This window comes from Microbacterium pygmaeum (assembly GCF_900100885.1).
Classification (GTDB): Bacteria; Actinomycetota; Actinomycetes; order Actinomycetales; family Microbacteriaceae; genus Microbacterium; species Microbacterium pygmaeum.
The window spans coordinates 2,069,221-2,093,748 of the sequence record NZ_LT629692.1; the positions used below are offsets into that span (position 1 = coordinate 2,069,221).

General features: G+C 69.2%; 29 protein-coding genes. 19 read left to right on the plus strand and 10 right to left on the minus strand.

The window, feature by feature from the left end; translation table 11 throughout:
- The first annotated feature begins 73 nt into the window (after window positions 1-73).
- The 5 genes from BLT19_RS09740 (at window position 74) to BLT19_RS09760 (ending at window position 3,742) form a co-directional block, all read left to right on the plus strand.
- On the plus strand, window positions 74-1,114 hold the full coding sequence (locus BLT19_RS09740) for a 4-hydroxy-3-methylbut-2-enyl diphosphate reductase (RefSeq protein WP_172825685.1): 1,041 nt from the start codon (window positions 74-76) through the stop codon (window positions 1,112-1,114).
- Complete coding sequence (locus BLT19_RS09745) at window positions 1,111-1,737, plus strand: DUF6264 family protein (protein WP_231917598.1); 627 nt, start codon at window positions 1,111-1,113, stop codon at window positions 1,735-1,737. The genes BLT19_RS09740 and BLT19_RS09745 overlap by 4 nt, the downstream gene beginning before the upstream one ends.
- A gap of 179 nt (window positions 1,738-1,916) precedes the next feature.
- Window positions 1,917-2,423 (plus strand): sigma-70 family RNA polymerase sigma factor, encoded by a 507-nt coding sequence (locus BLT19_RS09750; protein WP_091489232.1) that lies wholly within the window; start codon window positions 1,917-1,919, stop codon window positions 2,421-2,423.
- Complete coding sequence (locus BLT19_RS09755) at window positions 2,420-3,139, plus strand: zf-HC2 domain-containing protein (protein ID WP_091489235.1); 720 nt, start codon at window positions 2,420-2,422, stop codon at window positions 3,137-3,139. Before BLT19_RS09750 ends, BLT19_RS09755 begins: the two co-directional genes overlap by 4 nt.
- A 54-nt stretch (window positions 3,140-3,193) precedes the next feature.
- Window positions 3,194-3,742: an MOSC domain-containing protein gene (locus BLT19_RS09760; protein WP_091489238.1), complete on the plus strand. Its 549-nt coding sequence runs from the start codon at window positions 3,194-3,196 to the stop codon at window positions 3,740-3,742.
- A gap of 18 nt (window positions 3,743-3,760) precedes the next feature.
- Here the strand turns inward: BLT19_RS09760 and fbaA are convergent, their stop codons facing one another.
- Complete coding sequence (gene fbaA, locus BLT19_RS09765) at window positions 3,761-4,789, minus strand: class II fructose-bisphosphate aldolase (RefSeq protein ID WP_091489241.1); 1,029 nt, start codon at window positions 4,787-4,789, stop codon at window positions 3,761-3,763.
- A gap of 192 nt (window positions 4,790-4,981) precedes the next feature.
- Between fbaA and glpX the strand changes: the two genes are divergently transcribed.
- Together glpX and BLT19_RS09775 are read left to right on the plus strand one after the other, a co-directional pair.
- Window positions 4,982-5,971, plus strand: a complete 990-nt coding sequence (gene glpX / locus BLT19_RS09770; RefSeq protein WP_091489244.1) for a class II fructose-bisphosphatase — start codon at window positions 4,982-4,984, stop codon at window positions 5,969-5,971.
- A gap of 152 nt (window positions 5,972-6,123) precedes the next feature.
- A complete protein-coding gene (locus tag BLT19_RS09775) occupies window positions 6,124-6,333 on the plus strand; it encodes a UDP-N-acetylmuramyl pentapeptide phosphotransferase (protein WP_091489247.1) in 210 nt (69 codons plus the stop codon).
- A 10-nt stretch (window positions 6,334-6,343) separates the two neighbouring features.
- Here the strand turns inward: BLT19_RS09775 and BLT19_RS09780 are convergent, their stop codons facing one another.
- Together BLT19_RS09780 and BLT19_RS09785 are read right to left on the minus strand one after the other, a co-directional pair.
- Window positions 6,344-7,639 (minus strand): DNA recombination protein RmuC, encoded by a 1,296-nt coding sequence (locus tag BLT19_RS09780; RefSeq protein ID WP_091489249.1) that lies wholly within the window; start codon window positions 7,637-7,639, stop codon window positions 6,344-6,346.
- An 80-nt stretch (window positions 7,640-7,719) separates the two neighbouring features.
- Entirely contained in the window at window positions 7,720-8,346 is a 627-nt protein-coding gene (locus tag BLT19_RS09785; RefSeq protein ID WP_091493701.1) for a 3'-5' exonuclease, read from the minus strand.
- Between the two features lie 88 nt (window positions 8,347-8,434).
- Here BLT19_RS09785 and BLT19_RS09790 point away from each other — a divergent pair, with 88 nt between their 5' ends.
- The 3 genes from BLT19_RS09790 to BLT19_RS09800 are packed head-to-tail and all read left to right on the plus strand — an operon-like array spanning window position 8,435 to window position 10,925.
- Window positions 8,435-9,226: a class I SAM-dependent methyltransferase gene (locus BLT19_RS09790; RefSeq protein ID WP_091489252.1), complete on the plus strand. Its 792-nt coding sequence runs from the start codon at window positions 8,435-8,437 to the stop codon at window positions 9,224-9,226.
- Between the two features lie 11 nt (window positions 9,227-9,237).
- Window positions 9,238-10,311 carry a redox-regulated ATPase YchF gene (ychF, locus tag BLT19_RS09795; protein WP_091489254.1) on the plus strand — a complete coding sequence of 358 codons (1,074 nt, stop codon included), beginning with the start codon at window positions 9,238-9,240 and terminating at the stop codon, window positions 10,309-10,311.
- Window positions 10,312-10,358: 47 nt separating this feature from the next.
- Window positions 10,359-10,925, plus strand: a complete 567-nt coding sequence (locus tag BLT19_RS09800) for an alpha/beta fold hydrolase (RefSeq protein WP_091489256.1) — start codon at window positions 10,359-10,361, stop codon at window positions 10,923-10,925.
- A 3-nt stretch (window positions 10,926-10,928) separates the two neighbouring features.
- Here BLT19_RS09800 and BLT19_RS09805 read toward each other — a convergent pair whose 3' ends face one another.
- Window positions 10,929-11,279: a LysR family transcriptional regulator gene (locus BLT19_RS09805; RefSeq protein ID WP_091489259.1), complete on the minus strand. Its 351-nt coding sequence runs from the start codon at window positions 11,277-11,279 to the stop codon at window positions 10,929-10,931.
- Window positions 11,280-11,373: 94 nt separating this feature from the next.
- On the opposite strand from BLT19_RS09805, the gene BLT19_RS09810 reads away from it, so the two are divergent.
- A complete protein-coding gene (locus tag BLT19_RS09810) occupies window positions 11,374-11,889 on the plus strand; it encodes a gluconokinase (RefSeq protein ID WP_231917599.1) in 516 nt (171 codons plus the stop codon).
- Between the two features lie 9 nt (window positions 11,890-11,898).
- Here BLT19_RS09810 and BLT19_RS09815 read toward each other — a convergent pair whose 3' ends face one another.
- Both BLT19_RS09815 and BLT19_RS09820 read right to left on the minus strand, forming a co-directional pair.
- On the minus strand, window positions 11,899-12,624 hold the full coding sequence (locus BLT19_RS09815; RefSeq protein WP_091489262.1) for a DUF72 domain-containing protein: 726 nt from the start codon (window positions 12,622-12,624) through the stop codon (window positions 11,899-11,901).
- A gap of 12 nt (window positions 12,625-12,636) precedes the next feature.
- Complete coding sequence (locus tag BLT19_RS09820) at window positions 12,637-12,972, minus strand: nuclear transport factor 2 family protein (RefSeq protein WP_091493708.1); 336 nt, start codon at window positions 12,970-12,972, stop codon at window positions 12,637-12,639.
- Between the two features lie 136 nt (window positions 12,973-13,108).
- Here BLT19_RS09820 and BLT19_RS09825 point away from each other — a divergent pair, with 136 nt between their 5' ends.
- Genes BLT19_RS09825 through BLT19_RS09835 form a run of 3 tightly spaced genes read left to right on the plus strand, consistent with a single transcriptional unit; the run spans window position 13,109 to window position 16,878 of the window.
- Window positions 13,109-14,938: a glycoside hydrolase family 15 protein gene (locus tag BLT19_RS09825; RefSeq protein ID WP_091489264.1), complete on the plus strand. Its 1,830-nt coding sequence runs from the start codon at window positions 13,109-13,111 to the stop codon at window positions 14,936-14,938.
- A 28-nt stretch (window positions 14,939-14,966) separates the two neighbouring features.
- Window positions 14,967-15,767 carry an SDR family NAD(P)-dependent oxidoreductase gene (locus BLT19_RS09830; protein WP_091489266.1) on the plus strand — a complete coding sequence of 267 codons (801 nt, stop codon included), beginning with the start codon at window positions 14,967-14,969 and terminating at the stop codon, window positions 15,765-15,767.
- A 19-nt stretch (window positions 15,768-15,786) separates the two neighbouring features.
- Window positions 15,787-16,878 carry a DNA glycosylase AlkZ-like family protein gene (locus tag BLT19_RS09835; protein ID WP_091489269.1) on the plus strand — a complete coding sequence of 364 codons (1,092 nt, stop codon included), beginning with the start codon at window positions 15,787-15,789 and terminating at the stop codon, window positions 16,876-16,878.
- Window positions 16,879-16,881: 3 nt separating this feature from the next.
- On the opposite strand, the gene BLT19_RS09840 is transcribed toward BLT19_RS09835, so the two are convergent.
- Window positions 16,882-17,265, minus strand: coding sequence for an SHOCT domain-containing protein (locus BLT19_RS09840; protein WP_091489272.1), 384 nt, complete (start codon window positions 17,263-17,265; stop codon window positions 16,882-16,884).
- Between the two features lie 151 nt (window positions 17,266-17,416).
- Between BLT19_RS09840 and BLT19_RS09845 the strand changes: the two genes are divergently transcribed.
- Genes BLT19_RS09845 through BLT19_RS09850 form a run of 3 tightly spaced genes read left to right on the plus strand, consistent with a single transcriptional unit; the run spans window position 17,417 to window position 19,029 of the window.
- Window positions 17,417-18,280, plus strand: coding sequence for a DNA-formamidopyrimidine glycosylase family protein (locus BLT19_RS09845; protein ID WP_091489275.1), 864 nt, complete (start codon window positions 17,417-17,419; stop codon window positions 18,278-18,280).
- Window positions 18,281-18,329: 49 nt separating this feature from the next.
- A complete protein-coding gene (locus tag BLT19_RS18135; RefSeq protein WP_269457406.1) occupies window positions 18,330-18,458 on the plus strand; it encodes a hypothetical protein in 129 nt (42 codons plus the stop codon).
- Between the two features lie 40 nt (window positions 18,459-18,498).
- Entirely contained in the window at window positions 18,499-19,029 is a 531-nt protein-coding gene (locus tag BLT19_RS09850) for a hypothetical protein (RefSeq protein WP_231917600.1), read from the plus strand.
- A gap of 17 nt (window positions 19,030-19,046) precedes the next feature.
- Here BLT19_RS09850 and BLT19_RS09855 read toward each other — a convergent pair whose 3' ends face one another.
- Window positions 19,047-19,625 carry a carboxymuconolactone decarboxylase family protein gene (locus tag BLT19_RS09855; protein WP_231917602.1) on the minus strand — a complete coding sequence of 193 codons (579 nt, stop codon included), beginning with the start codon at window positions 19,623-19,625 and terminating at the stop codon, window positions 19,047-19,049.
- Window positions 19,626-19,750: 125 nt separating this feature from the next.
- A complete protein-coding gene (locus BLT19_RS09860; protein ID WP_091489277.1) occupies window positions 19,751-21,268 on the minus strand; it encodes an MDR family MFS transporter in 1,518 nt (505 codons plus the stop codon).
- Window positions 21,269-21,441: 173 nt separating this feature from the next.
- Between BLT19_RS09860 and BLT19_RS09865 the strand changes: the two genes are divergently transcribed.
- Window positions 21,442-22,083 carry a DUF1345 domain-containing protein gene (locus tag BLT19_RS09865; protein ID WP_091489279.1) on the plus strand — a complete coding sequence of 214 codons (642 nt, stop codon included), beginning with the start codon at window positions 21,442-21,444 and terminating at the stop codon, window positions 22,081-22,083.
- A gap of 20 nt (window positions 22,084-22,103) precedes the next feature.
- Here BLT19_RS09865 and BLT19_RS09870 read toward each other — a convergent pair whose 3' ends face one another.
- Complete coding sequence (locus BLT19_RS09870; RefSeq protein WP_091489282.1) at window positions 22,104-22,313, minus strand: hypothetical protein; 210 nt, start codon at window positions 22,311-22,313, stop codon at window positions 22,104-22,106.
- 49 nt (window positions 22,314-22,362) lie between these two features.
- On the opposite strand from BLT19_RS09870, the gene BLT19_RS09875 reads away from it, so the two are divergent.
- Entirely contained in the window at window positions 22,363-24,435 is a 2,073-nt protein-coding gene (locus BLT19_RS09875; protein WP_091489284.1) for an ABC transporter ATP-binding protein, read from the plus strand.
- The last annotated feature ends 93 nt before the right edge of the window (window positions 24,436-24,528 follow it).

Consider the following 24,528-nt stretch of genomic DNA (forward strand, 5'->3'; position numbering starts at 1 on the left):
CGCGGCGCGCGCACTGGGCCCGTGTCCAGGCGGCTCCCCGTAGACTCGGGATGTGAGCACCTCGGCTGTCCGCATGCCCGTTCCCCGCGTTCCGCGGCGGCGCGAGCGACTTCAGGATATCCCGGTGCAGGGACACAAGAAGGTGCTCCTCGCGGCTCCGCGCGGCTACTGCGCGGGTGTCGACCGCGCCGTGATCGCCGTCGAGAAGGCGCTGGAGCGCTTCGGTGCTCCGGTCTACGTACGCAAGCAGATCGTGCACAACATCCACGTCGTGACCGAACTGGAAGCGGCCGGCGCGATCTTCGTCGACGAGGTCGACGAGGTTCCCGAAGGCGCCCATGTCGTCTTCAGCGCGCACGGCGTCTCGCCGGCTGTCGTGAACGCGGCATCCGATCGAGGCCTCCAAGCGATCGACGCGACCTGCCCACTGGTCACCAAGGTGCACCGCGAGGCGGTGCGCTTCGCGCGTGCCGACTACGAGATCCTCCTGATCGGGCACGAGGGCCACGAAGAGGTCGAGGGCACGGCAGGGGAGGCACCCGATCACGTCACGGTCGTGAATTCCCCCGACCACGCCGACACCGTCGAGGTGAACGACCCGTCGAAGGTCGTCTGGCTCTCCCAGACCACCCTGTCCGTCGACGAGACGATGGAGACCGTCCGTCGTCTGCGCACACGCTTCCCGCAGCTGCAGGACCCGCCGTCGGATGACATCTGCTACGCCACGCAGAACCGGCAGGTCGCGATCAAGAAGGTCGCGAAGGATGCCGACCTGGTGATCGTGGTCGGCTCGGCCAACTCGTCCAACAGCGTCCGGCTCGTCGAAGTCGCCCTGGAGTACGGGGCCAAGGCCGCCTACCGCGTCGACTACGCCGACGAGATCGAGCAGTCCTGGCTCGACGGTGCCGAGACCATCGGCGTGACCAGCGGTGCATCCGTGCCCGAGGTGCTCGTGCAGGAGGTCCTCGCGGACCTGTCCGGAGCCGGTTACCGCGACATCGAAGAGGTCAAGACGGCGGAAGAGGATCTGCTGTTCTCGCTGCCGAAGGAATTGCGGCAGGATGCCTCGGGTCAGCGCGACGCGCGAGCGCTCGGCGGACGGGCATCGGCGTGAGTGATCCCGCGACGTCGTCCGGCACTGCGGATTCGCGTCCGCGCCCGGCCTACGGCGAGTACGCCACACCCGAGGAGCAGCGCGCGCGCATCCAGCGGCCCGATCTGACCTGGATGCTCGAAAACGGTCAGGATCCCGATGCGCCGGTCGCAGGTGCGTACGGCGCACATGACACGCACGTGGTGGCTCCCGCCGCGCAGGCCGCCACTGCGGCGCCCGTCACTCGGCCGACCACCCGGTCTCCCGGCCGCCGCTTCGCCGACCGCGTGGCGACGATCGCGCTCCTGGTCTACGGGCTGGTCAACGTCGTCTCCAGCGTTCCCGCGATGATCGACTACGACTCGTACGTGGCCAACGTGCTTTCGCTCCTGGGCGTCGACGGTCAGCTCGCCGATCCTTCCGCCGGTCGCGCGTGGGGCATCGCCGCGGCGCTCGTCCTCGTCGTCGGATGGATCCTGACAGCGCTGCTGTCGTGGCGCCAGCTCTCGCGCGGCAGACTCGCCTGGTGGATCCCGCTGACCGCCGGCATCGTCTTCACCTTCATCGCCGGAGCCCTCCTGATGGTGCCGATCACCGCTGATCCGGCGCTGTGGCAGTCCTTTCTGAACGCCACGACTCCCTGATCTCAGTCCACGACGGCGCCGTCACGGAACAACGCGGTCAGCTTGTCGAGGGACTGCTCGACGATAGGCCCGCGGATGCCGGGCGTCCATAGTGTGTGTGAGGACGCGGCGGTGCCACGCACGTGCCGCGGATGAACCGTTCGGGCATCGGTCTCGTGTCCACTGCAAGGAGGTGTGGAATGTCCGCGGACGATGGTGCGCGCCTGGGGGCGCTCTACTCCGCCCACGCCGGACCGGTATGGCGGTACGTCGTCCGGCTGACCGGCGACCGCGCGGGTGCCGACGACGTGGTGCAGGAGACGCTCCTCCGGGCGTGGCGGAGCCCCCGCATCCTGCAGCAGGATCCGGACACGCTGCGATCGTGGATGATGACGGTCGCGCGCAACCTGGTGATCGACGATGCCCGCAGCGCCCGTCGGCGCCACGAGAACGTCGTCGCGGACGTGCCGGAGCAGCGCCGGGATGACGACACGGATGCGCTGTTCGAGGCGATCCTGATCGAGGAGGCGCTCGCCGTGCTGAGCGCCGAGCACCGCGCCGTCATCCTCCGCTGCTACTACGGCGGACGCAGCGTCGCGCAGGCGGCGGGCGAGCTCGGGATCCCGGAGGGCACCGTCAAGTCGCGCCTGCACTACGGGTTGCGCGCCATGCGGCTCGCACTGCAGGAGAGAGGGGTGACCCGATGAATCCCGAACACGAGCACTTCGCGCAGTGGGACGGCGCCTACGCGGTCGGTGCCCTGTCGCCGACCGAGCGCCGACTCTTCGAAGCGCACCTCGAGGACTGCGAGCTCTGCAGGCGAGCAGTGGGCGAACTCGGTCCGACCGTCGGCCTGATGTCGCGGATCAGCAACGAGCGCGCATCGGCGATCGATGCCTGGGCACTGGACGAGCAGGATGCCGCGGTGGGTCCGAGCACGGACCTGCGCGATGCGATCGTCTCGGTGGCCCGGCACCGCAGACGCCGTCGCCGGCGCATCGTGCGGATCGTCTCGGCTGCCGCGGCCGCTCTGCTCATCGTCTGCGCTGTCGCCGTCCCCGCGGCGCTCCAGCGGAGTGCGTCCCGCGAGTCGTATGCGCTGGAGACGGTGATCGACGTTCCGCTCGAGGCATCCGTCGCGCTCACCGGCGTCGCGTGGGGGACGCGCATCGATCTCGAGTGCAGCTACGCAAGCGACGGCGGATCCGAGCGCCCGGCCGAAGGCCGGCCCTACTCGCTGACCGTGATCGCGGCGGACGGGCAGGCCAGCACCGTGTCGACCTGGCGGGCGCTTCCGGGCTCGACGGCGCGCCTCAGTGCCGCGACCGCCCTCGATGCCGACCAGATCGCCGCGATCGAGATCCGTTCGCTGACCTCGGACCGGATCCTCATGCGTCACGAGTTCGATCCGCCGGCACCCTGACCCACCGCGTGAACCGATCGCCGGCCGGTGGACAGGAACCAATACGATGGCCGGATGCCTCTCCTCGTCGCCGTCTGCGCGGTCCACCAGCTGCGGCCAGACTCCGGAAACGGCGTCACCGCGATCGACAAGCGACCGCTGTCGGGTGCGGTCCGCCTCGGCCCGTACGGCGTGCGCGGGGACGTGCAGGCGGACCGCAAGCACCACGGCGGTTTCGACAAGGCGCTGTATGCGTATGCGGCGGAGGACGCCGCCTTCTGGGAGCACGAACTCGGGCGTGAGCTGCCGCCCGGCTGGTTCGGCGAGAACCTGCGCACCGAGGGGATCGACGTCAACGCCGCCCTGATCGGCGAACAGTGGCGGATCGGCGAAACGGCCGTCGTCGAGGTCACCATGCCGCGCACGCCCTGCCAGACGTTCGCACGGTGGGTCGGGGGCGCCGACCAGCGCGGATGGGTGAAGCGCTTCTCCGCCGAGCGTCGGCTCGGCCCGTACCTGCGCGTCGTGCGCCGCGGAGCGATCCGTGCCGGCGATCCGATCGAGGTCATCGCGCGTCCGGACGGGGCATCCGCTCTCCTGGATGCCTACCGCGACCCCGCCTGATCTCCTGCGTACCCGAGATCAGCTCTTGGACTGACCGGCGGAGCCGAGCTGCTGCGTGGCCTGCACGACGCGCGCGGCCATCGCCGACTCGGCGACCTTGCCCCAGGCGCGCGGGTCATAGGCCTTCTTGTTGCCGACCGAGCCGTCGACCTTCAGAACGCCGTCGTAGTTGCTGAACATGTAGCCGGCGACCGCGCGCGTGAACGCGTACTGCGTGTCGGTGTCGATGTTCATCTTGATCACGCCGTTGCGGACCGCGAGCGCGATCTCGTCGTCGGTGGACCCGCTGCCGCCGTGGAAGACGAGATCGAGCGGCTTCGGGCCGGTGCCGAACTGCGACGCGATGCCCTCCTGGATCTCGCCGAGCAGTTCGGGGCGCAGCTTCACGTTTCCCGGGGCGTAGACGCCGTGCACGTTTCCGAAGGTGAGCGCGGCGATCCAGCGGCCCTGGTCGCCGAGTCCCAGCGCTTCCACGGCCTTGGTCACATCGGCCACCGTGGTGTAGAGGGCTTCGTTCGAACCCTCGTGCTGCACGCCGTCCTCCTCGCCGCCGACCACGCCGATCTCCACCTCGAGGATCGCGTTGATCGCCTTCAGCCGGGGGAGCAGCTCCTTGGCGATCTCGATGTTCTCGTCCAGCGGTACAGCGGACCCGTCCCACATGTGGGACTGGAAGATCGGCTGTCCGCCGTCGGCGACGACCTTCTCGGATTCGGCGATGAGCGGCAGCACGAAGTCCTCGAGTGCGGGCTTGGGGCAGTGATCGGTGTGCAGCGCGACGGTGATCGGGTAGCTCTTCGCGACCTCGTGGACGAACCTCGCGAACGCGAGAGCGCCTGTCGCGCGTGCCTTGACGGTGTGGCCCGCGAAGTAGTCGGCGCCGCCCGTGGTCACCTGGATGATCCCGTCGGAACCCGCCTCGGTCAGTCCCTGCAGGATGGCGTTGACGCTCTGCGAGCTCGACGCGTTGAAGGCGGGGTAGGCGAAGCCGCCGGTCTTCGCGCGGTCCAGCATCTCGGCGTACTGCTCGGGGGTGGCGACGGGCATGGCATCCGCTCCTTGATCGTGTGCAGGGGTCACGGCCACTCTAGCGAAGGCGACCGGTCGCGCATCAGGTCGCGAGGCTCGGCGCGGTCCTCCCGGCGGGGTCCCTGCCGAATGGATAAGAATCGCGGATCCTTCGGCTGCCACAGGCCCGGATCGTCCATCGCGGGGACGGCGCGTGGCTAGGCTGAGCCCATGGTGAGCCTTACCGCCGACATGAGTCCGCTGCATCCCGACCGCAACCTCGCGCTGGAATTGGTGCGCGCCACCGAGGCGGCGGCGATCCGTGCGGTGCCGTTCATCGGACGAGGCGACAAGCTCGCGGCCGACGGCGCCGCCGTCGATGCCATGCGGGCGTTCTTCTCCACGGTGAACTTCGACGGCACGATCGTGATCGGCGAGGGCGAGAAGGACGAGGCCCCGATGCTCTTCAACGGTGAGCGGGTCGGCACGGGCAACGGCCCGCAGTGCGACGTCGCCGTGGACCCCATCGACGGCACGTCGCTGACAGCGGCCGGTCGACAGAACGCGCTGTCGGTGATCGCGGTCTCCGATCGCGGGACGATGCTCGATGCGTCGACGGTGTTCTACATGGACAAGCTCGTCACCGGTCCTGCCGGGGTCGGCGTGGTCGACATCCGGTTGCCGATCGGCGAGAACATCCGTCTCCTGGCCAAGGCGCTCGGCAAGCCGATCGATGAGATGGTCATCTCGGTGCTGAATCGTCCGCGACACGAGAAGCTGATCAGCGACATCCGCGAGGCCGGCGCAGGCACCCGCCTGATGTCCGACGGCGACGTCGCCGGTGGCATCAACGCGGCGCGCCACAACGCCCGGACCGATATGTGCGTGGGCGTCGGGGGCAGCCCGGAAGGCATCGTCACCGCCTGTGCCATCAAGGCGCTCGGCGGTCACATCCAGGGGATCCTCTGGCCGGGCACCGACGAGGAGAAGCAGAAGGGCGCGGATGCCGGTCTGAAGACCGACGGCTTCGTCTACGAAGCGGATGAGCTCGTGACCGGCCAGAACACGATCTTCGTGGCCACCGGCGTGACCGACGGGCAGCTCGTGGCGGGCGTGCGGCGCGAGGGCGACTTCATCTACAGCGAGAGCGTGGTCCTGCGCGGCAGGTCCGGCACGCTGCGCCGGATCGCGTCCGAACACCTCACCTCGAAGTGGCTGTGAGCGCGCTGGGCTGATTCCTCTTCGCCTGTGACTGATGTGACGGGTGGGGCGGTTGTGATCGAGTCGTGACACCGATCGCGCGGTGGGTCTGACACAATCGAAGACGGTGTCGCTGAGGACGCGTTCGTGTTCTCGTACCCGAGGGGGTTGTGATGTCCGCACCAGCAAGCGGATCGAAGCCGCAGACCGGCGCGATCGCGGTCGTGGCCGATGCGACCGACCCCGCTCGACGGCCGGACGTGCTGTTCCGGGTGCGTCGCGACGAGGATCATCAGGTCTCGGCCTGGTGGTTGATCGGCGCATTCGTGGGCGTTTCAGCCGTGACGGTGTTCCTGCTGAGCTTCGTTCCCGGCGGAGCCTGAGGCTTCGCGCTCAGCCGCCCAGCGGCGCGATCCGCGCGCGGGTCTCGTCGAGGTCGGCGCCCGGCAGCGGGTCGGTCGCGAGGGTCGCCTCCAGCAGTTCCGGCGCGGTGAGATGGCGCGGTGTCGAGCGTACCGGCTGCGGTTCGCCGAGCGCGTCGAGTTTGGTCTGGTCGATGCCCGGAAAACGGCGCGCGGTCACGAGCACGCGGGATTCGAGCGAGCCGGCGAACCGGTTGTAGCTGTCCACGGTGCGCTCCAGAGCGCGGCGGAGATCATCGGCGTGGCCGGCCATGGTGCCCAGGCGCTCGTACAGCTCGCTGCCCAGCTCGAACAGCGCCCGCGCCTCCTGCGAGACGTCCTGCTGGGTCCAGGTGAAGGCCACGGTCTTCAGCACCGCCCACAGGTTCACCGGCGAAGCCAGCGCGACCCGCTTGCCGAAGGCGTAGTCCAGCAGCGCCGGATCCTCCTCGAGGGCGGCGGACAGCAGCGACTCGCTGGGCACGAAGCACACCACGAACTCGGGACTCGAGCTCAGACCCGCCCAGTAGGCCTTTTTGGCCAGGGCATCGACGTGGGCGCGCAGCGCGCGGACGTGCTTGCCCAGCAGCGCCTTCCGCCTCGCGCCCTCTTCCCCCTGCGCGGTCAGCGGGATGGCGCTGGCCTCGAGGTAGGCGTCCAGGGGCACTTTGGCGTCGACGGCGATCGCCTTCTCACCCGGGAGTCGGATCACCATATCCGGGCGGCCGGCCCCGGCATCCGATCGGATGGAGGTCTGGGTGTCGAAATCGACATAGCGGGTGAGCCCGGCCGCCTCGACGACACGACGCAGCTGCGTCTCCCCCCACACGCCGCGGGTGCTGCCCGAGCGCAGCGCGCCGGCCAGGGATTCGGTGGTCGCGCGCAGCGCCTCGTCGGACTCCTGTGCGCGGCGCAACTGCTCGGCGAGGGAACCGAACTGCGCATGACGGTCTCGCTCCAGGTCGTCGACCTTGGCCTGCATCGACTGCAGCGTCTCGTGCACGGGCGCGAGCGCGCGCAGGACGGCCTGCTCGCGGCGTTCGCGCTCCTCGCGCGCGGCTTGGTCGCTGCGCGCCTGCGAGGCCAGTTCGCGGTACAGCACGTGCTGGTGCTCCAGTTGCGCCTGCACGCCCTGACGTGCCGCGTCCGCGGCGGCCAGCCGTGCCCGCAGCTCGGACTGCGTGCGCACGGCGCCGGTCGTTGCCCGCGCCGCACCTGCGAACCACCCGGCCAGCAGTCCGGCGGCCAGTGTCGCGAGGGCGATCACGGAGATGAGGAGTGCATCCATGGGCTCAGCATGCCGCGGACGTCCGACATCACCCTCTCGCCGCACCGCACGCGGCGCGCGCCGCACGGCAGAGGATCCGCTCAGGCGATGGCGAACAGCGGTTCGAGAACCGGAAGGGCGGGCACGGGCTCGCGCACCGGTACGACGATCTGCGAGGTCCGCACGCCCGCCGCTTCGGCGAGGGCGCCGATGTCGTCGACTCCGACGCGGCGGGCGGCATCGATCATGATGTGCGCGCAGGCCAGGGCGTCAGCGGACGGATCGTGGTGCGGGAAGTCGAGGAACCCCGCGGCGGCCGCCACCGAGGGAAGCCGGTAGGAATCGAGCTGGTAGAGCTTGCGCGCCACCTGCAGACTGCACACGTAGCGGTAGGGAGGGCACTGGTCGCCGGTGGCCTCGCACGCGCGCTTGATCACCATCATGTCGAAGCCCGCGTTGTGGGCCACGAGCACATCGGCGCCGGCGAACGCGGCGAGGTCATCCAGCTGCTCGCTCCAGCCCTTCGCCCCGATCACGTCCTCCTGGCGCAGGCCGTGGATGCGCGTGTTCAGCTCGAAGAAGACGTCATGACCCGGCGGCGGCTGGATCAGCCAGCCCGCGGTGGCCACGACCTCGCCGCCGCGCACCCGGGTCAGACCGACCGCGCACGCGGACGCATTGCTGGAGTTCGCCGTTTCGAAGTCGATGGCGGTGAAATCCAGGGGCACCCGTTCAGACTCGCCGCGCACGCGCTCCCGTCCGCGAAGGCGCGCCGGGGAGGGCGACATGCGCGGAGGCGCGAAATAGGGTCGGTCCATGGCCAGTCGCGAGGAGATGTCCCGATCCTTCGGCGCCGAGGCGGACGCCTACGAGAGCGGCAGACCGGGCTATCCGGCCGACGCGGTCGCGTGGATGCTGGAGCCCGTCGCCTCCGTCGGGCGAAGCATCCGCGTGGCCGACGTCGGAGCGGGCACCGGAAAGCTGACGCGTGTCGCCATCGAGCTCGGTGCCGAGACGGTCGCGATCGATCCGGACCCCGGCATGCTCGCGGCGCTGCGCCAGCACGTGCACGCCGTGCCGACGTTCCTCGGATCCGCGGAGCACCTGCCACTTCCGGACGCCTCGGTCGACGCGGTCCTGCTGGGTCAGGCGTGGCACTGGGTCGACCCCGACCGGGCCTCGGCGGAGGCGGGGCGCGTCCTGCGATCCGGCGGCGTACTGGGACTGATCTGGAACATCCGCGACGACGGCGAGCCCTGGGTGCGCCGTCTCACCGAGATCATGCACGGCAGCCACGCCGAGGAGATGCTCGCCGAGGGCGATCCGCGCGTGGCGCACCCGTTCGAGGAGCTCGAGTCGGCGCGGTGGCGCTGGACCCGGCCGATCACCCGCGATCAGCTGCTGGCGATGGCTCGGTCTCGCAGCTACATCATCACCGCGACGTCCGAGGATCGCGCTGCCATCGAGCGCGGTCTGGCCGAGCTGTTCGATGAGATCGGAGCGGTCGGGGACCGCGCGGTCGACCTGCCGTACGTCACGCGCGCCTACCGCGCCGTGCGTCCCTCGCCGCGCGTCGGCTCCGCGGGCAGCGCCGTGCCCGCCACGTAGACTGGATTCCCGTGGCTCTCACTATCGGCATCGTCGGCCTGCCCAACGTCGGCAAGTCCACCCTCTTCAACGCGCTGACCAAGAACGACGTGCTCGCCGCGAACTATCCGTTCGCCACGATCGAGCCGAACGTCGGCGTCGTGAGCCTGCCGGACCCGCGTCTGGCGAAGCTGGCCGACGTGTTCGGCTCGGAGCGCATCCTGCCCGCGACGGTGTCGTTCGTGGACATCGCCGGCATCGTGCGCGGTGCGAGCGAGGGCGAAGGACTGGGCAACCAGTTCCTCGCGAACATCCGCGAGGCCGACGCGATCGCCCAGGTGGTGCGCGGGTTCACCGACGACGACGTCGTGCACGTCGAGGGCGGCGTGAACCCGAAGAACGACCTCGAGACGATCAACGCCGAGCTGATGCTCGCCGATCTCCAGACCCTCGAGAAGGCGGTTCCCCGCCTCGAGAAGGAGGTCAAGGGGAAGAAGGCCGACCCGTCGGTGCTGGAGGCGGCCGTCGCCGCGAAGGACGCGCTGGAACGCGGCATCCTGCTCTCCCACTCCGGCCTCGATCTCGCGCCCATCCGCGAGCTGGGTCTGCTGACGGCCAAGCCCTACATCTACGTGTTCAACGTCGACGAGGCGATCCTGACGGATGCCGCCGCAAAGGGGAGCCTCGAAGCGCTGGTCGCCCCCGCGCACGCCGTGTTCCTGGATGCCAAGATCGAGTCCGAACTGATCGATCTCGACCCGGCGGACGCGGCGGAGCTGCTCGCGTCGACGGGCCAGGACGAGTCCGGGCTCGACCAGCTCGCCCGCATCGGCTTCGAGACCCTCGGGCTGCAGACGTATCTGACCGCGGGACCGAAGGAGTCCCGCGCCTGGACGATCGGCAAGGGCTGGAAGGCGCCGCAGGCGGCGGGTGTGATCCACACCGATTTCGAGAAGGGCTTCATCAAAGCCGAGGTCATCTCCTTCGCCGACCTCGTCGACGCGGGTTCTGTGCTGGAGGCCCGACATCGCGGAAAGGCGCGGCTGGAGGGCAAGGACTACGTCATGCAGGACGGCGACGTGGTCGAGTTCCGCTTCAACGTCTGATCGACCCTCTGATTCCCCGTGACGAGCACCCGAAAGGACGCGCGCCCATGACCGGCATCCAGATTCTCGAACCCGACGGCCGGGCGATCCCGTTCCTCGTCGAGGGGGAGGGTCCGGTGCCGCTCGTCCTGATCCCCGATCGCGGACAGGACGACCTGGGCGTCGTCGGGCACTATCTCGCCGAAGAGGCGGGCTTTCACATCATCCGCATCGGCTACCGCCCCGATCCGGACGCGGCCCTCTCGACCGCCGACCGGGTGCAGGACGTGATGGATGTGCTCGACCACCTCGCTCTCGAGCACACCTGGATCGGCGGTCACGGTTTCGGCGGCACGGTCGCGCGCACCGCAGTCGCCGCCCACCCCGAGCGTGCGAACGGTCTGCTGCTGCTGGGCGTGGAGGAGGTGGACATCCCCCTGGCCCCGGTGCTCCCGGTGCTGATCGTGCAGGGATCCTCCGACGAGCTGACCCCGGGGGCGAATGCCGAACGGCTCCAGTCGAGCGCACCCGAGCGGGCGAGCATCAAGATCGTCGACGACGCGGGTCATTCGTTCCCGCGGACGCACCCCATCCAGACCGCGGTGATCATCGAGGAGTACCTCGACTGGGACTGACGCTCAGCGTCCCTGACGCTTCTTGAAGGGCTTGGGCTGCCCCTTCACGACGGGGGCGCGCCCCTTGCCCTTCGATGCCTTGGCCTTCCCGCCGCCGGAGCCGACCGGCGCCGCGACAGGCGGAGGAGCAGCGGCGATCCGGCTCCGGGCCTCGTCCAGCAGCAGCGCGCCGGCGCTGGTCAGCGTCCACCCCGCTTTCGCGCGCGTGAAGAGCGGATGACCGACCTCGGTCTCGAGCTTGTCCAGGGACGTGTGCAGCGATGCCAGCGGAATGCCGAGCGCCTCCGCGGCGCGCGGGACATGCAGGTCGGCGTCGACGACGGCCACGAACCGCCGGAGCAGGAGGATCTTCACGCGGTCCTTTCGTTCGAGGGAGCAGCGTGACGGCTGCCGGGTCCCAGCCTGCCCTATGCGGAGGGTGCAGCGACGCCGTCGATAGGGTGGTGCGGTGAGCACGCAACACCAGCGGATCGTCGTCATGGGCGTCTCGGCAGCCGGGAAGTCCTCGGTCGCCGCCGAGATCTCGCGGCTGACCGGCATCCCATGGGCGGATGCAGATGATCTGCACCCCGCCGCCAACGTCGCCAAGATGGTCGCCGGGGTTCCGCTCGATGACGATGACCGCCGTCCGTGGCTCGAGGCCGTGGCCCGGGCGCTGGAGGACGCGCCGGATCCGGGTCTCGTGATGGCGTGCTCAGCGTTGCGCCGCAGCTATCGCGACCGGATCCGCGCACTGGCGCCGTCCGCCGTGTTCGTGCACCTGACCGGCACGCCGCAGCTGCTGGCAGCGCGCGCCGCCGCGCGCAAGGACCATTTCATGCCGAGCAGTCTGCTGGACTCGCAGCTTGCGACGCTCGAACCGCTGGGCGGCGATGAGACGGGCATCGCGGTCGACGTCACGGCACCGGTCGCGCAGATCGCCTCCGCCGCGGTCGACGCACTGCACGCGCTCGACCTCGTCTGAGGTCCCTCGTCACCCTGCGACGAACGAGCGGAGGGTGCGGGCGTTGCGCACGGCGTTCCCGTCGCCGTCGTTGTTGAAGTACGCGTAGACGCCCCGACCCTGCGCCTGCCACTCGCGGATGCGGTCCGCCCACCACCCGAGATGCTCATCGGAGTACGAACCCGCGTAGAGCCAGTCCTCGTCCGGCCCGTGGAGCCGGACGTACGCGAAGTCGGTCGTCGCGCGGAGGATGCACGGCAGTCCTGCCCCGCTCATCACGCAGTACGCCGCAGCATGGCGCTCGAGGATCTCGAAGACGGCCTCATCGTTCCAGGACGGATGCCGAAGCTCGAGTACCGGGCGCATCCAGGACGGTACCGCCCCGAGGAACCAGGCGAGTCGCTCGTCGTCGCGCTCCATGGTCGGCGGAAGCTGCACCAGCAGCGGGCCGCGGACCGGTGCCAGCTCGTGCAGCCCGGTCGTCAACCGATCGATCCACTCTTCGGGTGCGAAGAGCCTGCGGGCATGGCTCAGCCCCCGCGGAGCCTTCACGGTCATCTCGAACCCGCTCGGAAGGCGCCGGCGCCATGACGCGAAGGCGCCCGGAGTCGGCCAGCGGTAGAAACTCGCGTTCAGTTCCACAGTGTCGAAGGCCTCGACGTAGCGGGCGAGACGATCCCGTGGTGGCAGACCGGGCGGGTAGAGCACGTCCTGCCAGTGGTCGTAGCTCCATCCCGACGTGCCGATGCGTGCCATCGACGAGCCGCGTCAGGCCGCGCCGCCGAAGTACACCTCGACCTCGTGGACCTGACCGTCCAAGACCCGGGATGCCTCCACGTTGCGGTAGCGCGTTCCGTCCACCTGATACTCGTACCGGTGCAGCACCAGGCCGTCCGCCTCCAACAGCTGCAGGGTCGTACTCGCGGAGTCGAAATGGTCCGCGGTGGGGAAGCACCTCTCGAGCCACTGGGCCTTGTCCAGATGATCATCCTGCGGGCTGGTGAACACGAAGTCGTCGGCCATCAGCGACTCGGCGGTCGCGCGATCCTGCTGCTGGAACGCCCGCATGAACTGGGCGACCGTGTCGGTGCTCGATGTGCTCATGCCGGGACGGTAGGGCCAGCGACCTGCGGCACGGAAGGGTGTTGACACGCCGGTGCAGTTCGGGTCGTCCTGCCCCAGATCGACGGGAAGCGCAACCCCCGGCATCCGTTCGGCACCGGCCGTAGCGTGAATCGCGATGACTTCGATCGCTGAATCCCGCCGACCCCGAACGCCCGCGGGAGAGGACCTGCGCTCGTACGCGGCGATCGGGGACGGCCGTACCGTTGCGCTGATCGGCATGCGCGGCCAGGTCGACTGGCTGCCGATCCCGAACCTCGGCTCGCTGCCCGTGTTCGCCCGCCTGCTGGATGACGAGACCGGCGGATGCATCGAGCTCGAGCCCGTCGATGAGTACGCCGTCACCCGTCGGTACGTGAAGGGGACCAACGTCCTGCGCACCACGTTCACGACCGCGCGCGGCCGGGCGACGGTGACCGACGCCCTCGTCACGGGGATCGCCGGGAGGCTGCCCTGGGCGGAGCTGGCGCGGCGGGTCGAGGGCGTGTCGGGAACCGTCCCGTTCGCGTGGCGGGTCGTTCCGGGGACTGCACTGGGCACGGCGTCGCCGTGGATCGAGCAGAGCGCGCAGGGGCCGGTCATCCGCACCGGTGAGACGACCGTCGCGGTCGTCGGCTCCGATCACGGGATGAGCGGGAAGACCACCGGCCCGTCCGGCGCACCGCAGCTCGCCGGATCGCTCACCGCCACGGGTGGCTCACGACACCTGCTGGTGGTGGTCGCCACGCATGACGAACCGCTGCACCTTCCGGACCCGGACATCGTCGATCAGGGGATCGAGCGCACCATCGCGAATTGGCGGTCCTGGTCGCGCGAGTTCTCCTCCTCGGGAGCGTGGGCCGACGAGGTGCAACGCAGCGTGCTCGCGCTCAAACTCCTGATCTTCAGTCCGACCGGCTCGATCGCCGCAGCGGCGACCACCTCGCTTCCGGAGGGGTCGCGTGGGGGGAAGAACTGGGACTACCGATTCGCATGGGTGCGCGACCTCGCGTACACGGCGCACGCCCTCGTGTATTTCGGGCTCCGTGAGGAGACGCATGCGGCGATCTCATGGCTGCTGCGCACGATCCGCGACAACGGACCCGAACTGCACATCTTCTACGGCTTGGGCGGCGACGTGCCCGCCGAGGTCCGCGAGTACGACGTGGCCGGGTGGCGCGGGATCGGACCCGTCGTGACGGGCAACCCGGCACAGGGTCAACTCCAGCTCGGCGTGTACGGGGACCTCTTCGCGATCTGCCGGACCTACGTGGACGCGGGCAATGTCCTGGATGTGGCGACGGGACGCATGCTGGCCGAGGTCGCCGACCGCACGTGCGATCTGTGGCGGAATCAGGATGCCGGGATGTGGGAGCTGCCGGAACTGCAGCACTACACCTCGTCGAAGATGGGGTGCTGGCTGGCGCTCGGAGACGCGATCCACCTGGCCGAGCTCGGCCAGGTGGCCGGCAGCCCCGAGCGCTGGCGCGCCGAGCAGCAGCGGATCGCGGAATGGATCGCGCAGCACTGCTGGTCCCAGGATCGTCAGGCGTACGTCATGTTCCCGGGGTCGGACGACCTCGACGCCTCGGTCCTCCTGCACGCGCCCAGCGGATTCGATCGCGGCGAGCGCATGTCCTCGACGATCGACGCCCTGACCGACGAACTCGGCGCCGGGCCCCACCTGTACCGGTACTCGGGCGTGCAACAGGAGGAGCACGCCTTCGTGGCCTGCGGATACTGGCGGGCCACCGCGCTGGCGTGCGTCGGACGCCTGGACGAGGCGATCGAGGCGATGGATGCGCTCGTGAAGACGACGAACGACGTCGGGCTCCTCGCCGAGATGATCGACCCCGCCGACGGCTCGTTCTGGGGCAACCTGCCGCAGGCGCTGAGCCACCTGGCCCTGATCACGGCAGCCCTCACGATCGACGAACTGGACGATCGCTCCGCTTCGCCGACCACTTGATTCCGTACGCACGACGAGAGGAACACGCATGGACCTGGGTATCGAAGGACGCATCGCACTGATCACCGGCGCGGACTCGGGCATCGGCTGGCATACGGCCCAGGCGCTGCTGGACGAGGGCGCGATCGTCGTCATCAGCGACCAGGACCAGGAGCAGCTGGATGCCGCGGCAGCGCGATTGGCGGGAGCCGGCGATCGCGTCCATGCCTTCGCCGCGGACATCACCGATCTCGCCTCGCTGGAGGCCCTCCACGACGCGGTGCAGCAGGCGGTGGGCGACATCGACATCCTCGTGCAATCGGCGGGAGTCACCGGAGCACAGGGGCTCTTCCACGAGATCGACGATGCCGGCTGGGTGGAGACCCTGGAGATCGATCTGCTCGGACCGGTCCGGCTCGTCCGGCAGTTCCTCCCGTCGCTGCGGAAGGGAGGCTGGGGGCGCATCGTGTTCCTCGCCTCGGAGGATGCCGTCCAGCCCTACGATGATGAGCTGCCCTACTGCGCCGCCAAGGCCGGCATCCTGGCCCTGTCCAAAGGACTGTCGCGGTCGTACGCGTCGGAGGGGCTCCTGGTCAACGCGGTCTCTCCTGCGTTCATCTCCACGCCGATGACCGACGCGATGATGCGCAAGCGCGCCGACGAACGCGGCGAGTCCGTCGACGAGGCCATCGAATCCTTCCTCGAAGAGGAGCGGCCGTACATGGAACTCGGCCGACGCGGCGAACCCGATGAGGTCGCCGCCGTCATCGCCTTCCTGTGCTCGGAGCGCGCCTCGTTCGTGACCGGGTCGAACTATCGCGTCGACTCCGGCTCGGTCGCGACGATCTGAGGCCAGGTAGCCTCGTGCCGTGACGCACCGGCTCACCCGCGACCAGGCGCGGCGGATCATCGTCCGCGCGCAGCTGCTGGATGCGAACCGTCCGGGCGATGTCGTCGAGGTCGCCGAACAGCTCGGATACATCAAGATCGACCCGACCGCGACGATCGCGCCGTGCGAACACACGGTGCTGTGGTCACGGATCGGCTGGTCGTACGAAGGCGGGCAGCTGCAGAAGGCCGTCGAGGACGATCGTCTGCTGTTCGAGTTCGACGGTGCCTTCCGTCCGCTCAGCGTGCTGCCGCTGATGCTGCCGGCCATGCGGCGGTGGCCGGAGCGCGATGCGTCGAAGCAGTGGCTGGAGGCGAACGAGGACTTCGCGCGCGAGGTGGTCGCGCGATTGGACGGCGAGGGGCCGCTCCTGGCATCGCAGATCCCCGACACCGCCAGGGTGAGCCGGACGCCGGATGGCTGGAGCGGATCCAATCAGGTGCCGACCATGCTGGATTTCCTGCTGCGGCAGGGCAGAGTCGCGATCGCGGGCCGCGAGGGCCGGCATCGCCGCTGGGATCTGGCCGAGCGCGTCTATCCGTCCGACCTTCCCGACTACGACGACGAGGAGGCCGCACAGCTGCTGGAGGAGCGGATGCTGCAGGCCGCCGGCATCGTGCGCCCGCACTCCTGGTGGAACGGCGTCGGCAAGAGCACCGGGGAGGCGGCGACGGTCGAAGGGAGCTCGTGGAGATTCCGGGTGGACCCCGAGGCGCTGGCCGCCCTCGACGAGCGCGACGAGGGCGGCCGGGTGGCGTTCCTGAATCCCTATGACAGCCTGCTGTTCGACCGTGCGCGGCTGAAGGAGCTGTTCGGATTCGAGTACGTGCTCGAGCAGTTCAAGCCGCAGGCGCAACGACGGTACGGGTTCTTCGCGCATCCGATCCTGATCGGCGACCGCTTCGTCGGAATGCTCGATGCAGCGACCGACCGGGAGCGTGAGGTGCTGCGCATCGCCGCCGTCCACGAGTTCCTGCCGTTGGAGCCGGAGGAACATGACATGGTGCGCGCGGAGATCGCCGAGCTGGCCGAGTGGCTGGGGGTCGGCGTCGCCGACGCCGACCCCCGGTGACCGTCAGCCGGCGAGGGCTTTCGCCTTCAGGGAGTCGAACTCCGCCTGCGTGATCGTGCCGGCATCCAGCAGCTGCTTGGCGGACTCGATCTGCGCGGTCGGAGAGGTCGCCGTTCCTGCGACGCTGCGGATGTAGCTGTCCGCCTCGCTCTGCGCCTGTCCGCGGCGGGCCATCTCGCGCTGTGCCATGCCCTTGCCGCGCGCGATGAGGTAGATCAGCGCCGCGAGGAAGGGCAGGAAGACGAGGAAGATGACCCAGAGCGCCTTGCCCCACCCGTTCAGGTCGGGATCACGGAAGACGTCGATGATGATCGTGATGAAGATCCAGATACATGCGATCAGGATGTAGACCCAGAAGATCCAGAGGAAGAACTCCCAGATGTTCATTAGCGTGCCTTTCGTCGATGAACGTGGTCGGGATCGAGGGACTTCTCCTCACGCCACGCCCTGACGCTATCCGGCGGCCCTCGAGCCGGACGTCACCCGGAGGGGATGAGCCTCGGAACCGGAACCGGGCTCCGCATGGAATCATGGCGGCATGCCCGAGTCGCCCGAGGTCGCGGAACTGGCGTCGTTCCTGACCGCTCATGCCGCCGGCCGTACGATCACCGCGTTCGAGGTCCTGCTGCCGAAGGCGGTCAAGACGGCACAGCCTGCACCCGGCGACCTCGTCGGACGTCGCATCGACGGAGTCGTGCGACGCGGGAAGATGATCGACATCGAGGCGGGGTCGGCACAGGACCATCTGCACGCGATCGTGCATTTCGGTCACGACGGATGGGTGCTTTGGCACGACACGGCACCCGGAGGGTCCAGACGTGCGGGGGATGCCACGCTGATGGCGCGTGTCCGCCTCGACGACGGATCGGGGTTCGATCTCACGGATGCGGGTCAGTGGAAAGCGCTGACGGTGCACGTCGTCGCGGAGCCGGGCGAGGTGCCCGCGGTGGCCAAGCTCGGTATCGACCCGCTGGATGACGACCTGGACGATGAGCGGTTCGCCGCCCTGTTCGCCACCGTGCTCGGCGGTCGCAAGAAGCAGATCAAGGCGCTGCTGCAGGATCAGAGTGCCTTCGCCGGCATCGGCAATGCCTATTCGGACGAGATCCTGCATGCCGCCCGCATCTCGCCGGTCACGCATGCCGCGAGCCTGTCGCCTCTGGAGGTGGCGCGGCTTGCGCACGCGACGCGCGCAGGGCTGAGGTCGGCCAGGGCAGCGCGGGTCGGGATACCGCCCGGTGAGCTGCGGGCGGCCAAGCACGCCGCACTGCGCGTGCACCGCCGGACCGGCCAGGCGTGTCCGGTCTGCGGCGATCGCGTCCGCGAGCACATGTTCTCCGGCGCGGCAGCGCAGTACTGCCCGACCTGTCAGACCGGCGGTGAGGCGCTCCCCGGGAGGTGACCCTGCGCTCTGACGGAGCCGGACCGCCTGCGCGCACTAGCATGGAGGCATGACCACTTCGCAGCTTCCCACCCCCGCGACCCTCCTGCCCGTGACCGAGGACAAGAACCTCCTCACGGTCGTGGAGTCTTCCGCCGGCTCGTGCTGCGGTGGCTCCGCCTGCGGCACCGGCAACTGAGCCGACCCCGCAGGGACTTCGGCGAATCCCTCCTGAGGTCGTGTTCCCTCCGGCTGAGCGCAGCGGCGACACCCACTACGGAACGACCGCGCGCGTCTCGCGCATCCTCATGTCCGAGGAGGCGGTGTACGGACTGATCCTCGTCTCCGGGATGATCGTGGTGAGCTACACGCTCACCGGCACCTCCTTGAGCGCGCTGACCACCGTCATCGCAACCGTGGTCGTCTTCTATGCCGCCCACGTCTACTCGGGAACCCTCGGTCGCCTGGCGGCCACCGAGGGAAGGGCCGGACTCTCCGAGAGCATTCGGGCGGCCGCACGACACTCGCTGGGCATGCTGCTGGTCTCACTGGTGCCGATCGCGGTCCTGCTGCTGGGCGTCTCCCGCGCCGTCGACGACGATTTCGCGGTCTGGCTCGCCCTGTCCGTCGACACGCTCGCGCTCGGAATCCTCGGCTGGCTGGCGGTGTCGAAGTGGACCTCGCACTTCTGGCTGCGGCTGGCCAGTGCGCTGATCACCGCGGCCTTCGGCGGGGTCATCATCCTGCTGAAAGCGTTCATCCACCACTGACGAAACAGCGCTGCCCGTCAGTCGCGCATCGGCGTCAGCAGCGCCGTGGAGAGCCGTGCGCTCAGCCCTGGCATCCTGTCGACGGGTACGGCGAGTGCCCGCAGCGCGCGGCTGTAGTAATTCCGTGCTGCCGCCGCGAGCGCGATGTCCACGATCTGACGGTCCGAGAAGCCCTGATCGCGCAGCGCCTGCGAATCGGCGTCGGTCATGCCCGCGGCATCCGTGGACACGCGCTCAGCGAACCGCATGACCGCAGCATCCGCCTCGCTCAGGCCTGCGTCCCCGTAGTCCACGGCCACCCGCTCCAGTTGGGCCTCGTCGAACACCCCCGCGCGCAGCGCTTTGCGCCCGTGCGCGAGGAGGCAGTGCGGCGACGGGATGCCACGGGCCGCACCGAGTGTCGCCAGTTCGTAGACGCGCAGACCGATCGACGGGACGATCGCGCCGATGAGCGCCTCGAAAGCGCGCTCCGCCTCCGGATTGATCGCCATCGCTTTCGTGTGGCTGAAGACGACGCCGTCGTCGCTCAGGTCTTCGGCGTACAGCTCGGCGACCACGCCCTCGGCTTCGGTCTCGGACGGTGGACGAACGATCACGGCGCGCTCCTTCGCGGATCCCACCGGACGGGTTTCCGGTGATCCTGGCTCAGGATGCCACGTGGATCCATTCGAGACGAGGGCCGCCGTGCATCGGTGATACACGGCGGCCCTGCGTCAGGGGATCAGTGCCCGACGGGCGCGGGGAACGGCTGATCAGCGGGCTTGCGGATGAAGAACGCGCCGACGATGAGCGGCAGCGAGACGATCGCGGCGATCGTGAATGCGGCGTGCGCGCCGGCGGCGCCGGCCGCAGCCTCACCGAGCCCGGCGTCGATCCCGCCGGCTGTCACCGACGACATGACCGTGACCATCAGAGCGATGCCTGCAGCACCCGCCACCTGCTGGATCGTGCCCAGCACGGCCGAGCCGTGCGAGTAGAACCTCGGCTGGAGCGAGCCCAGCGACGCGGTGAACAGGGGAGTGAACGAGAGCGCCAGCCCGATCGAGAGGACCGTCTGCACGATGGCGATCACCCAGATCGGGGTGAACTGGTCGAACGTCGTGAAGGTCCACAGCGTTGCGCTGGCGATGATCGAGCCCGGAATCAGCAGGACGCGGGTGCCCCAGCGGTCGTAGATGCGACCGATGAGGGGGCCGGCCAGGCCCATCGCAAGCGAGCCGGGAAGCACCACGAGCCCTGTGACCAGCGCCGTCACGCCGAGCACGCTCTGCATGTAGAGCGGGACGACGGTGATCGCACCGAAGAAGGCGAGCGACAGCAGCGCCATCTGGCCGATGGACAGCGAGAAGTTCGCCGAGCCGAACACGCGCAGATCCAGCAGGGCGTCATCCGTGCGCTGCAGACGGAACTGCCGCCACACGAACAGGGCGAGCGCGATGACGCCGATCGAGAACGAGGCGATGAGCGTGACCGTGGCGAGGCCGTTGGCGGCCGCCGCCTCCGCGCCGCTGCCGCCGTGGCCGCCGCCGCCGATCTGGCTGAGGCCGAACACGATCCCGCCGAAGCCGAACGCGGAGAGGATGACCGACACGATGTCGAGCGGAGCCTTCGTGGTCTCGCCGATGTTGTGGATCCACCGTGCACCGACCCCCAGGGCGACCAGGGCGATCGGCAGGACGATGCCGAAGATCCAGCGCCACCCGACGGTGTCCAGCAGCAGGCCGCTGAGGGTCGGACCGATCGCCGGCGCGAGGGCCATCACGATGCTGACCCGCCCCATCATCCGGCCACGGGAGTGCGACGGCACGAGGCGCATGATCGTGGTCATCAGCAGGGGCATCATGATCGCCGTGCCGGATGCCTGGACGATGCGGGCCACCAGCAGCAGCTCGAAGCCGGGCGACAGGAAGGCGATCAGCGTGCCGAGCGAGAACAGGCTCATCGCGGTGATGAACACGGCGCGCGTCGTGAACCGCTGCAGGAGGAAGCCGGTGATCGGGATCACGACGGCCATGGTGAGCATGAATGCGGTGGTCAGCCACTGCGCGGCGACGGCCGTGATGCCCAGGTCGCCGATGAGGTGCGGGATCGCAACGCCCATCGTCGTCTCGTTGAGGATGGCGACGAAGGCGGCGCCCAGCAGCAGCCAGATGATCCGGCTGTCTTCGGCGCTGACGGTCCGGCTCGATGTGGGGGTGGCGATGCTGCCGGTGCCTGGTCGGATGTCGGTGGCGGCCATAGGTCGTCTCCTCGGGGCTGGTCGATGCCGGCGGCTGGCGGCCGCCGGGTGGGTGCGAGATGCGGAAGGCCAGATGGACGCCGCCGAAGCGGGTCGTCAGAGAAATGGCAGCTCCTCAGACTAACGGCGGCCAATGACACGGCATTCCCGATCGGCGTGAAAACATTCGGGGCATGACCACCTTCCGTGTGCGCGGCACCGTCGTCGTCCGGGGCGTCGCCGCGCTTCTCGTCGGTCTCGCCGTCGGAGCCGCGATCACCCCCTTCCTCGGCTTCGCGGCGGGACTGCTGGCGGGGTGGGCGGCGCTGTCTCTGACCAACGTCTCGTGGGTGCTTCTGATGGTGTGGGGTATGGATGCCGCTCAGACGCGCGATCACGCCAGGTCAGAGGATCCCGGGCGTGCCGTCGCGCGGGTGATCGCGGTCGCGGGGAGCGTGGTGAGCCTCGGAGCGGTGGCCGTCGTCCTGCTGCAGACCCGAGGGGCCTCCGAGCTGGAGTCGTTTCTGCTCGCCGGCATCGCGGTCGTGAGCGTGGCCGGATCGTGGGCGCTCATCCAGGTGGATTACATGCTGCGAGTCGCGGCCGTCTACTATGCGGATCCGGTCGGCGGCATCGACTTCAACCAGGACGACGAGCCGATGTACACCGACTTCGCCTACTTCTCGGTGGGCCTGGGCATGACCTACCAGGTATCCGACACCGACGTCCGCACGAACGCCATCCGACGGATCGTGATCGCCCAGACGCTTCTGGCCTACCTGTTCGGCGCGGTGATCCTCGCGACCGTCATCAACCTGGTGACCGGACTGGGCTGAGCGCTCCCGTCGGTCCGGGTTCACTCCTGGCCGAGTGATTCCTCCGATGCCGGACGGTCCCACTTCTCGGAGCCGATCGCATCCGTCGGTTCGGGCTCCAGCTCGCGGCCCTTCAGCGAAGCGGGCGTGGGGTCGACCAGCTCCTCCTCGGGGATCGCCTTGAGCCGATCGATCTCTTCGCGCAATGCCGCCAGGTCTTCGCCGTCCGGGGCGTCGGGGATGGAAGTCATGGGGCCAGCCTAGCGAGCCGGAGAGCGTCGTAGGCTGGCGCTCGTGAGCATGGGCGGCAGGGGTGGCGGAGGCGGTGGAGGCGGCTTCCGCGGCGTCGACATCGAGGCCCAGAAGAAGCTGAACGCCGATGCGCCGAAGATCCCGCACCTCGGCAGTCGGGTCGTGGCCCTCTTCCGTCCGTACTGCTGGCAGATCCTCGTCACCGGCGTGCTGGTGATCGCAGGCGCGGCCATCGCCGTCATCCCGCCGCTGATCGTGCAGCGGATCTTCGACGATGCGCTGTTCCCGACCGATGGGGCAGCCCCCGACCTGCCGCTCCTGCTTCGCCTGGTGCTGATCATGATCGGCATTTTCGTGCTGTCGGCGGGCCTGGGCGTCGCCCAGACCTGGTACACCTCCACGGTCGGCAATCAGGTGACCGGCGACCTCCGGGTGAAGCTCTTCGAGCATCTCCAGGCGATGGAGCTCGGATTCTTCACCCGCACCAAGACGGGCGTCATCCAATCACGGCTGCAGAACGACGTAGGCGGTGTCTCGGGCGTGCTGACGAACACCGTCACCAGCATCCTGGGCAACGTCGTCACCGTCATCGCGTCGCTGGTCGCCATGATCATCATCGACTGGCGGCTCACGCTGATCGCGGTGGTCATGATGCCGTTCCTCGTCATCGTCCAGCGCCGGGTCGGGCAGGTGCGGGCGCGGATCGCGGGTGAGACGCAGGAGTCGCTCTCGGAGCTCACCGCCATCACCCAGGAGACGCTGAGCGTCTCCGGCATCCTGCTCTCCAAGTCGTTCAACCGGCAGCGCACCGAATCCGCCCGCTACGGTGCCGAGAACATCAACCAGGTCCGGCTGCAGGTGCGCAGGGCGATGAGCGGGCAGGGGTTCTTCGCCGTCGTCCAGGTGCTGATGGCGAGCGTCCCGGCGATCATCTACCTGGTCTCGGGGTATCTGATCACGGGCGGCACCGACACCATCACGGCGGGCACCGTGGTCGCCTTCACGACCGTGCAGGCGCGCCTGCTGATGCCGCTGATGGGCCTGATGCGCGTCGCGCTCGATCTGCAGACCTCGGGAGCCCTGTTCGCGCGCATCTTCGAGTACCTCGACCTGGTCCCGGCGATCAGCGACGCCCCAGACGCCGAGCCGGTCGCCGAGGCTCCTGGGCCGATGGGGCAGATCGAGTTCCGCGGGGTGGTCTTCCGCTATCCGGATGCCGCGGCCGACGCCCGCCCCACGCTTCGCGGCATCTCGTTCACCGCGCGTCCCGGTCAGCATGTCGCCTTCGTCGGGCCCTCCGGCGCGGGCAAGACGACGGTGCTCTACCTGACGCCGCGGATGTACGAGGCGTCCGCCGGCTCGGTGCTCTTCGCCGGGCAGGATGTGCGTCACCTCACGCAGGAGTCGATCATCGACAGCGTGGGGATCGTGTCGCAGGAGACGTACCTGTTCCATGCGACCATCCGCGAGAACCTCCTGTACGCCAAGCCCGAGGCCACGCAGGAGGAGCTGGAGGAGGCGTGCCGGGCCGCGAACATCCACCACATCATCAGCGGGTTCGAGCAGGGCTACGACACGGTCGTCGGCGAGCGGGGCTATCGCCTCTCCGGCGGGGAGAAGCAGCGCATCGCGATCGCCCGCGTGCTGCTGAAGGACCCGCCGGTGCTGCTGCTGGATGAGGCCACGTCGGCGCTGGACACCGTGTCGGAGCGTGTCGTGCAGGAAGCGCTCGATGCCGCGGCGCGGGGCCGCACCACACTCTCGATCGCGCATCGGCTGTCCACGGTGATCGGCGCCGATGTGATCCATGTCGTGGATGCCGGCCGCATCGTGGAGTCGGGGACGCACTCGTCGCTCCTCGCGCAGGACGGGTTGTACGCGGAACTGGCAGCCCAGCAGCTCGCGGCCTCTCGGATCCTGGAGGTCGAGGCATCCGAACCCCCGCCCGCACTACCGGCGCGTCGCGCGGACCGCGCACCCGACGAGCCGCCTGCGCCGGTCGTCGACCCGCTCGCCGCATTCGTCGCCGATCCGCTGGCTCCGCTGACGGGTCCGCTGGCCGCCGTCGCGGCGGACGAGCCGCGGAACGAGCGGGATTGGCCGGATCTCAGCGACGTCTAGCTGGACTGCGTTTGACCCGGGGTTCGAGCCCCTCCCAGCGCTGAGCCCCTCCCAGTTGACCCAATCGGCCCACTCCCGGGCGGTTTATGGGGC

Coding starts and splice junctions, on each gene's coding strand:
- BLT19_RS09740 (WP_172825685.1), top strand. CDS start 74: ATGCCCGTTCCCCGCGTTCCGCGGCGGCGCGAGCGACTTCAGGATATC.
- BLT19_RS09750 (WP_091489232.1), top strand. CDS start 1,917: ATGTCCGCGGACGATGGTGCGCGCCTGGGGGCGCTCTACTCCGCCCAC.
- BLT19_RS09755 (WP_091489235.1), top strand. CDS start 2,420: ATGAATCCCGAACACGAGCACTTCGCGCAGTGGGACGGCGCCTACGCG.
- BLT19_RS09760 (WP_091489238.1), top strand. CDS start 3,194: ATGCCTCTCCTCGTCGCCGTCTGCGCGGTCCACCAGCTGCGGCCAGAC.
- fbaA (WP_091489241.1), bottom strand. CDS start 4,789: ATGCCCGTCGCCACCCCCGAGCAGTACGCCGAGATGCTGGACCGCGCG.
- glpX (WP_091489244.1), top strand. CDS start 4,982: ATGGTGAGCCTTACCGCCGACATGAGTCCGCTGCATCCCGACCGCAAC.
- BLT19_RS09775 (WP_091489247.1), top strand. CDS start 6,124: ATGTCCGCACCAGCAAGCGGATCGAAGCCGCAGACCGGCGCGATCGCG.
- BLT19_RS09780 (WP_091489249.1), bottom strand. CDS start 7,639: ATGGATGCACTCCTCATCTCCGTGATCGCCCTCGCGACACTGGCCGCC.
- BLT19_RS09790 (WP_091489252.1), top strand. CDS start 8,435: ATGGCCAGTCGCGAGGAGATGTCCCGATCCTTCGGCGCCGAGGCGGAC.
- BLT19_RS09800 (WP_091489256.1), top strand. CDS start 10,359: ATGACCGGCATCCAGATTCTCGAACCCGACGGCCGGGCGATCCCGTTC.
- BLT19_RS09815 (WP_091489262.1), bottom strand. CDS start 12,624: ATGGCACGCATCGGCACGTCGGGATGGAGCTACGACCACTGGCAGGAC.
- BLT19_RS09820 (WP_091493708.1), bottom strand. CDS start 12,972: ATGAGCACATCGAGCACCGACACGGTCGCCCAGTTCATGCGGGCGTTC.
- BLT19_RS09825 (WP_091489264.1), top strand. CDS start 13,109: ATGACTTCGATCGCTGAATCCCGCCGACCCCGAACGCCCGCGGGAGAG.
- BLT19_RS09830 (WP_091489266.1), top strand. CDS start 14,967: ATGGACCTGGGTATCGAAGGACGCATCGCACTGATCACCGGCGCGGAC.
- BLT19_RS09840 (WP_091489272.1), bottom strand. CDS start 17,265: ATGAACATCTGGGAGTTCTTCCTCTGGATCTTCTGGGTCTACATCCTG.
- BLT19_RS09845 (WP_091489275.1), top strand. CDS start 17,417: ATGCCCGAGTCGCCCGAGGTCGCGGAACTGGCGTCGTTCCTGACCGCT.
- BLT19_RS18135 (WP_269457406.1), top strand. CDS start 18,330: ATGACCACTTCGCAGCTTCCCACCCCCGCGACCCTCCTGCCCGTGACC.
- BLT19_RS09860 (WP_091489277.1), bottom strand. CDS start 21,268: ATGGCCGCCACCGACATCCGACCAGGCACCGGCAGCATCGCCACCCCC.
- BLT19_RS09865 (WP_091489279.1), top strand. CDS start 21,442: ATGACCACCTTCCGTGTGCGCGGCACCGTCGTCGTCCGGGGCGTCGCC.
- BLT19_RS09870 (WP_091489282.1), bottom strand. CDS start 22,313: ATGACTTCCATCCCCGACGCCCCGGACGGCGAAGACCTGGCGGCATTG.
- BLT19_RS09875 (WP_091489284.1), top strand. CDS start 22,363: ATGGGCGGCAGGGGTGGCGGAGGCGGTGGAGGCGGCTTCCGCGGCGTC.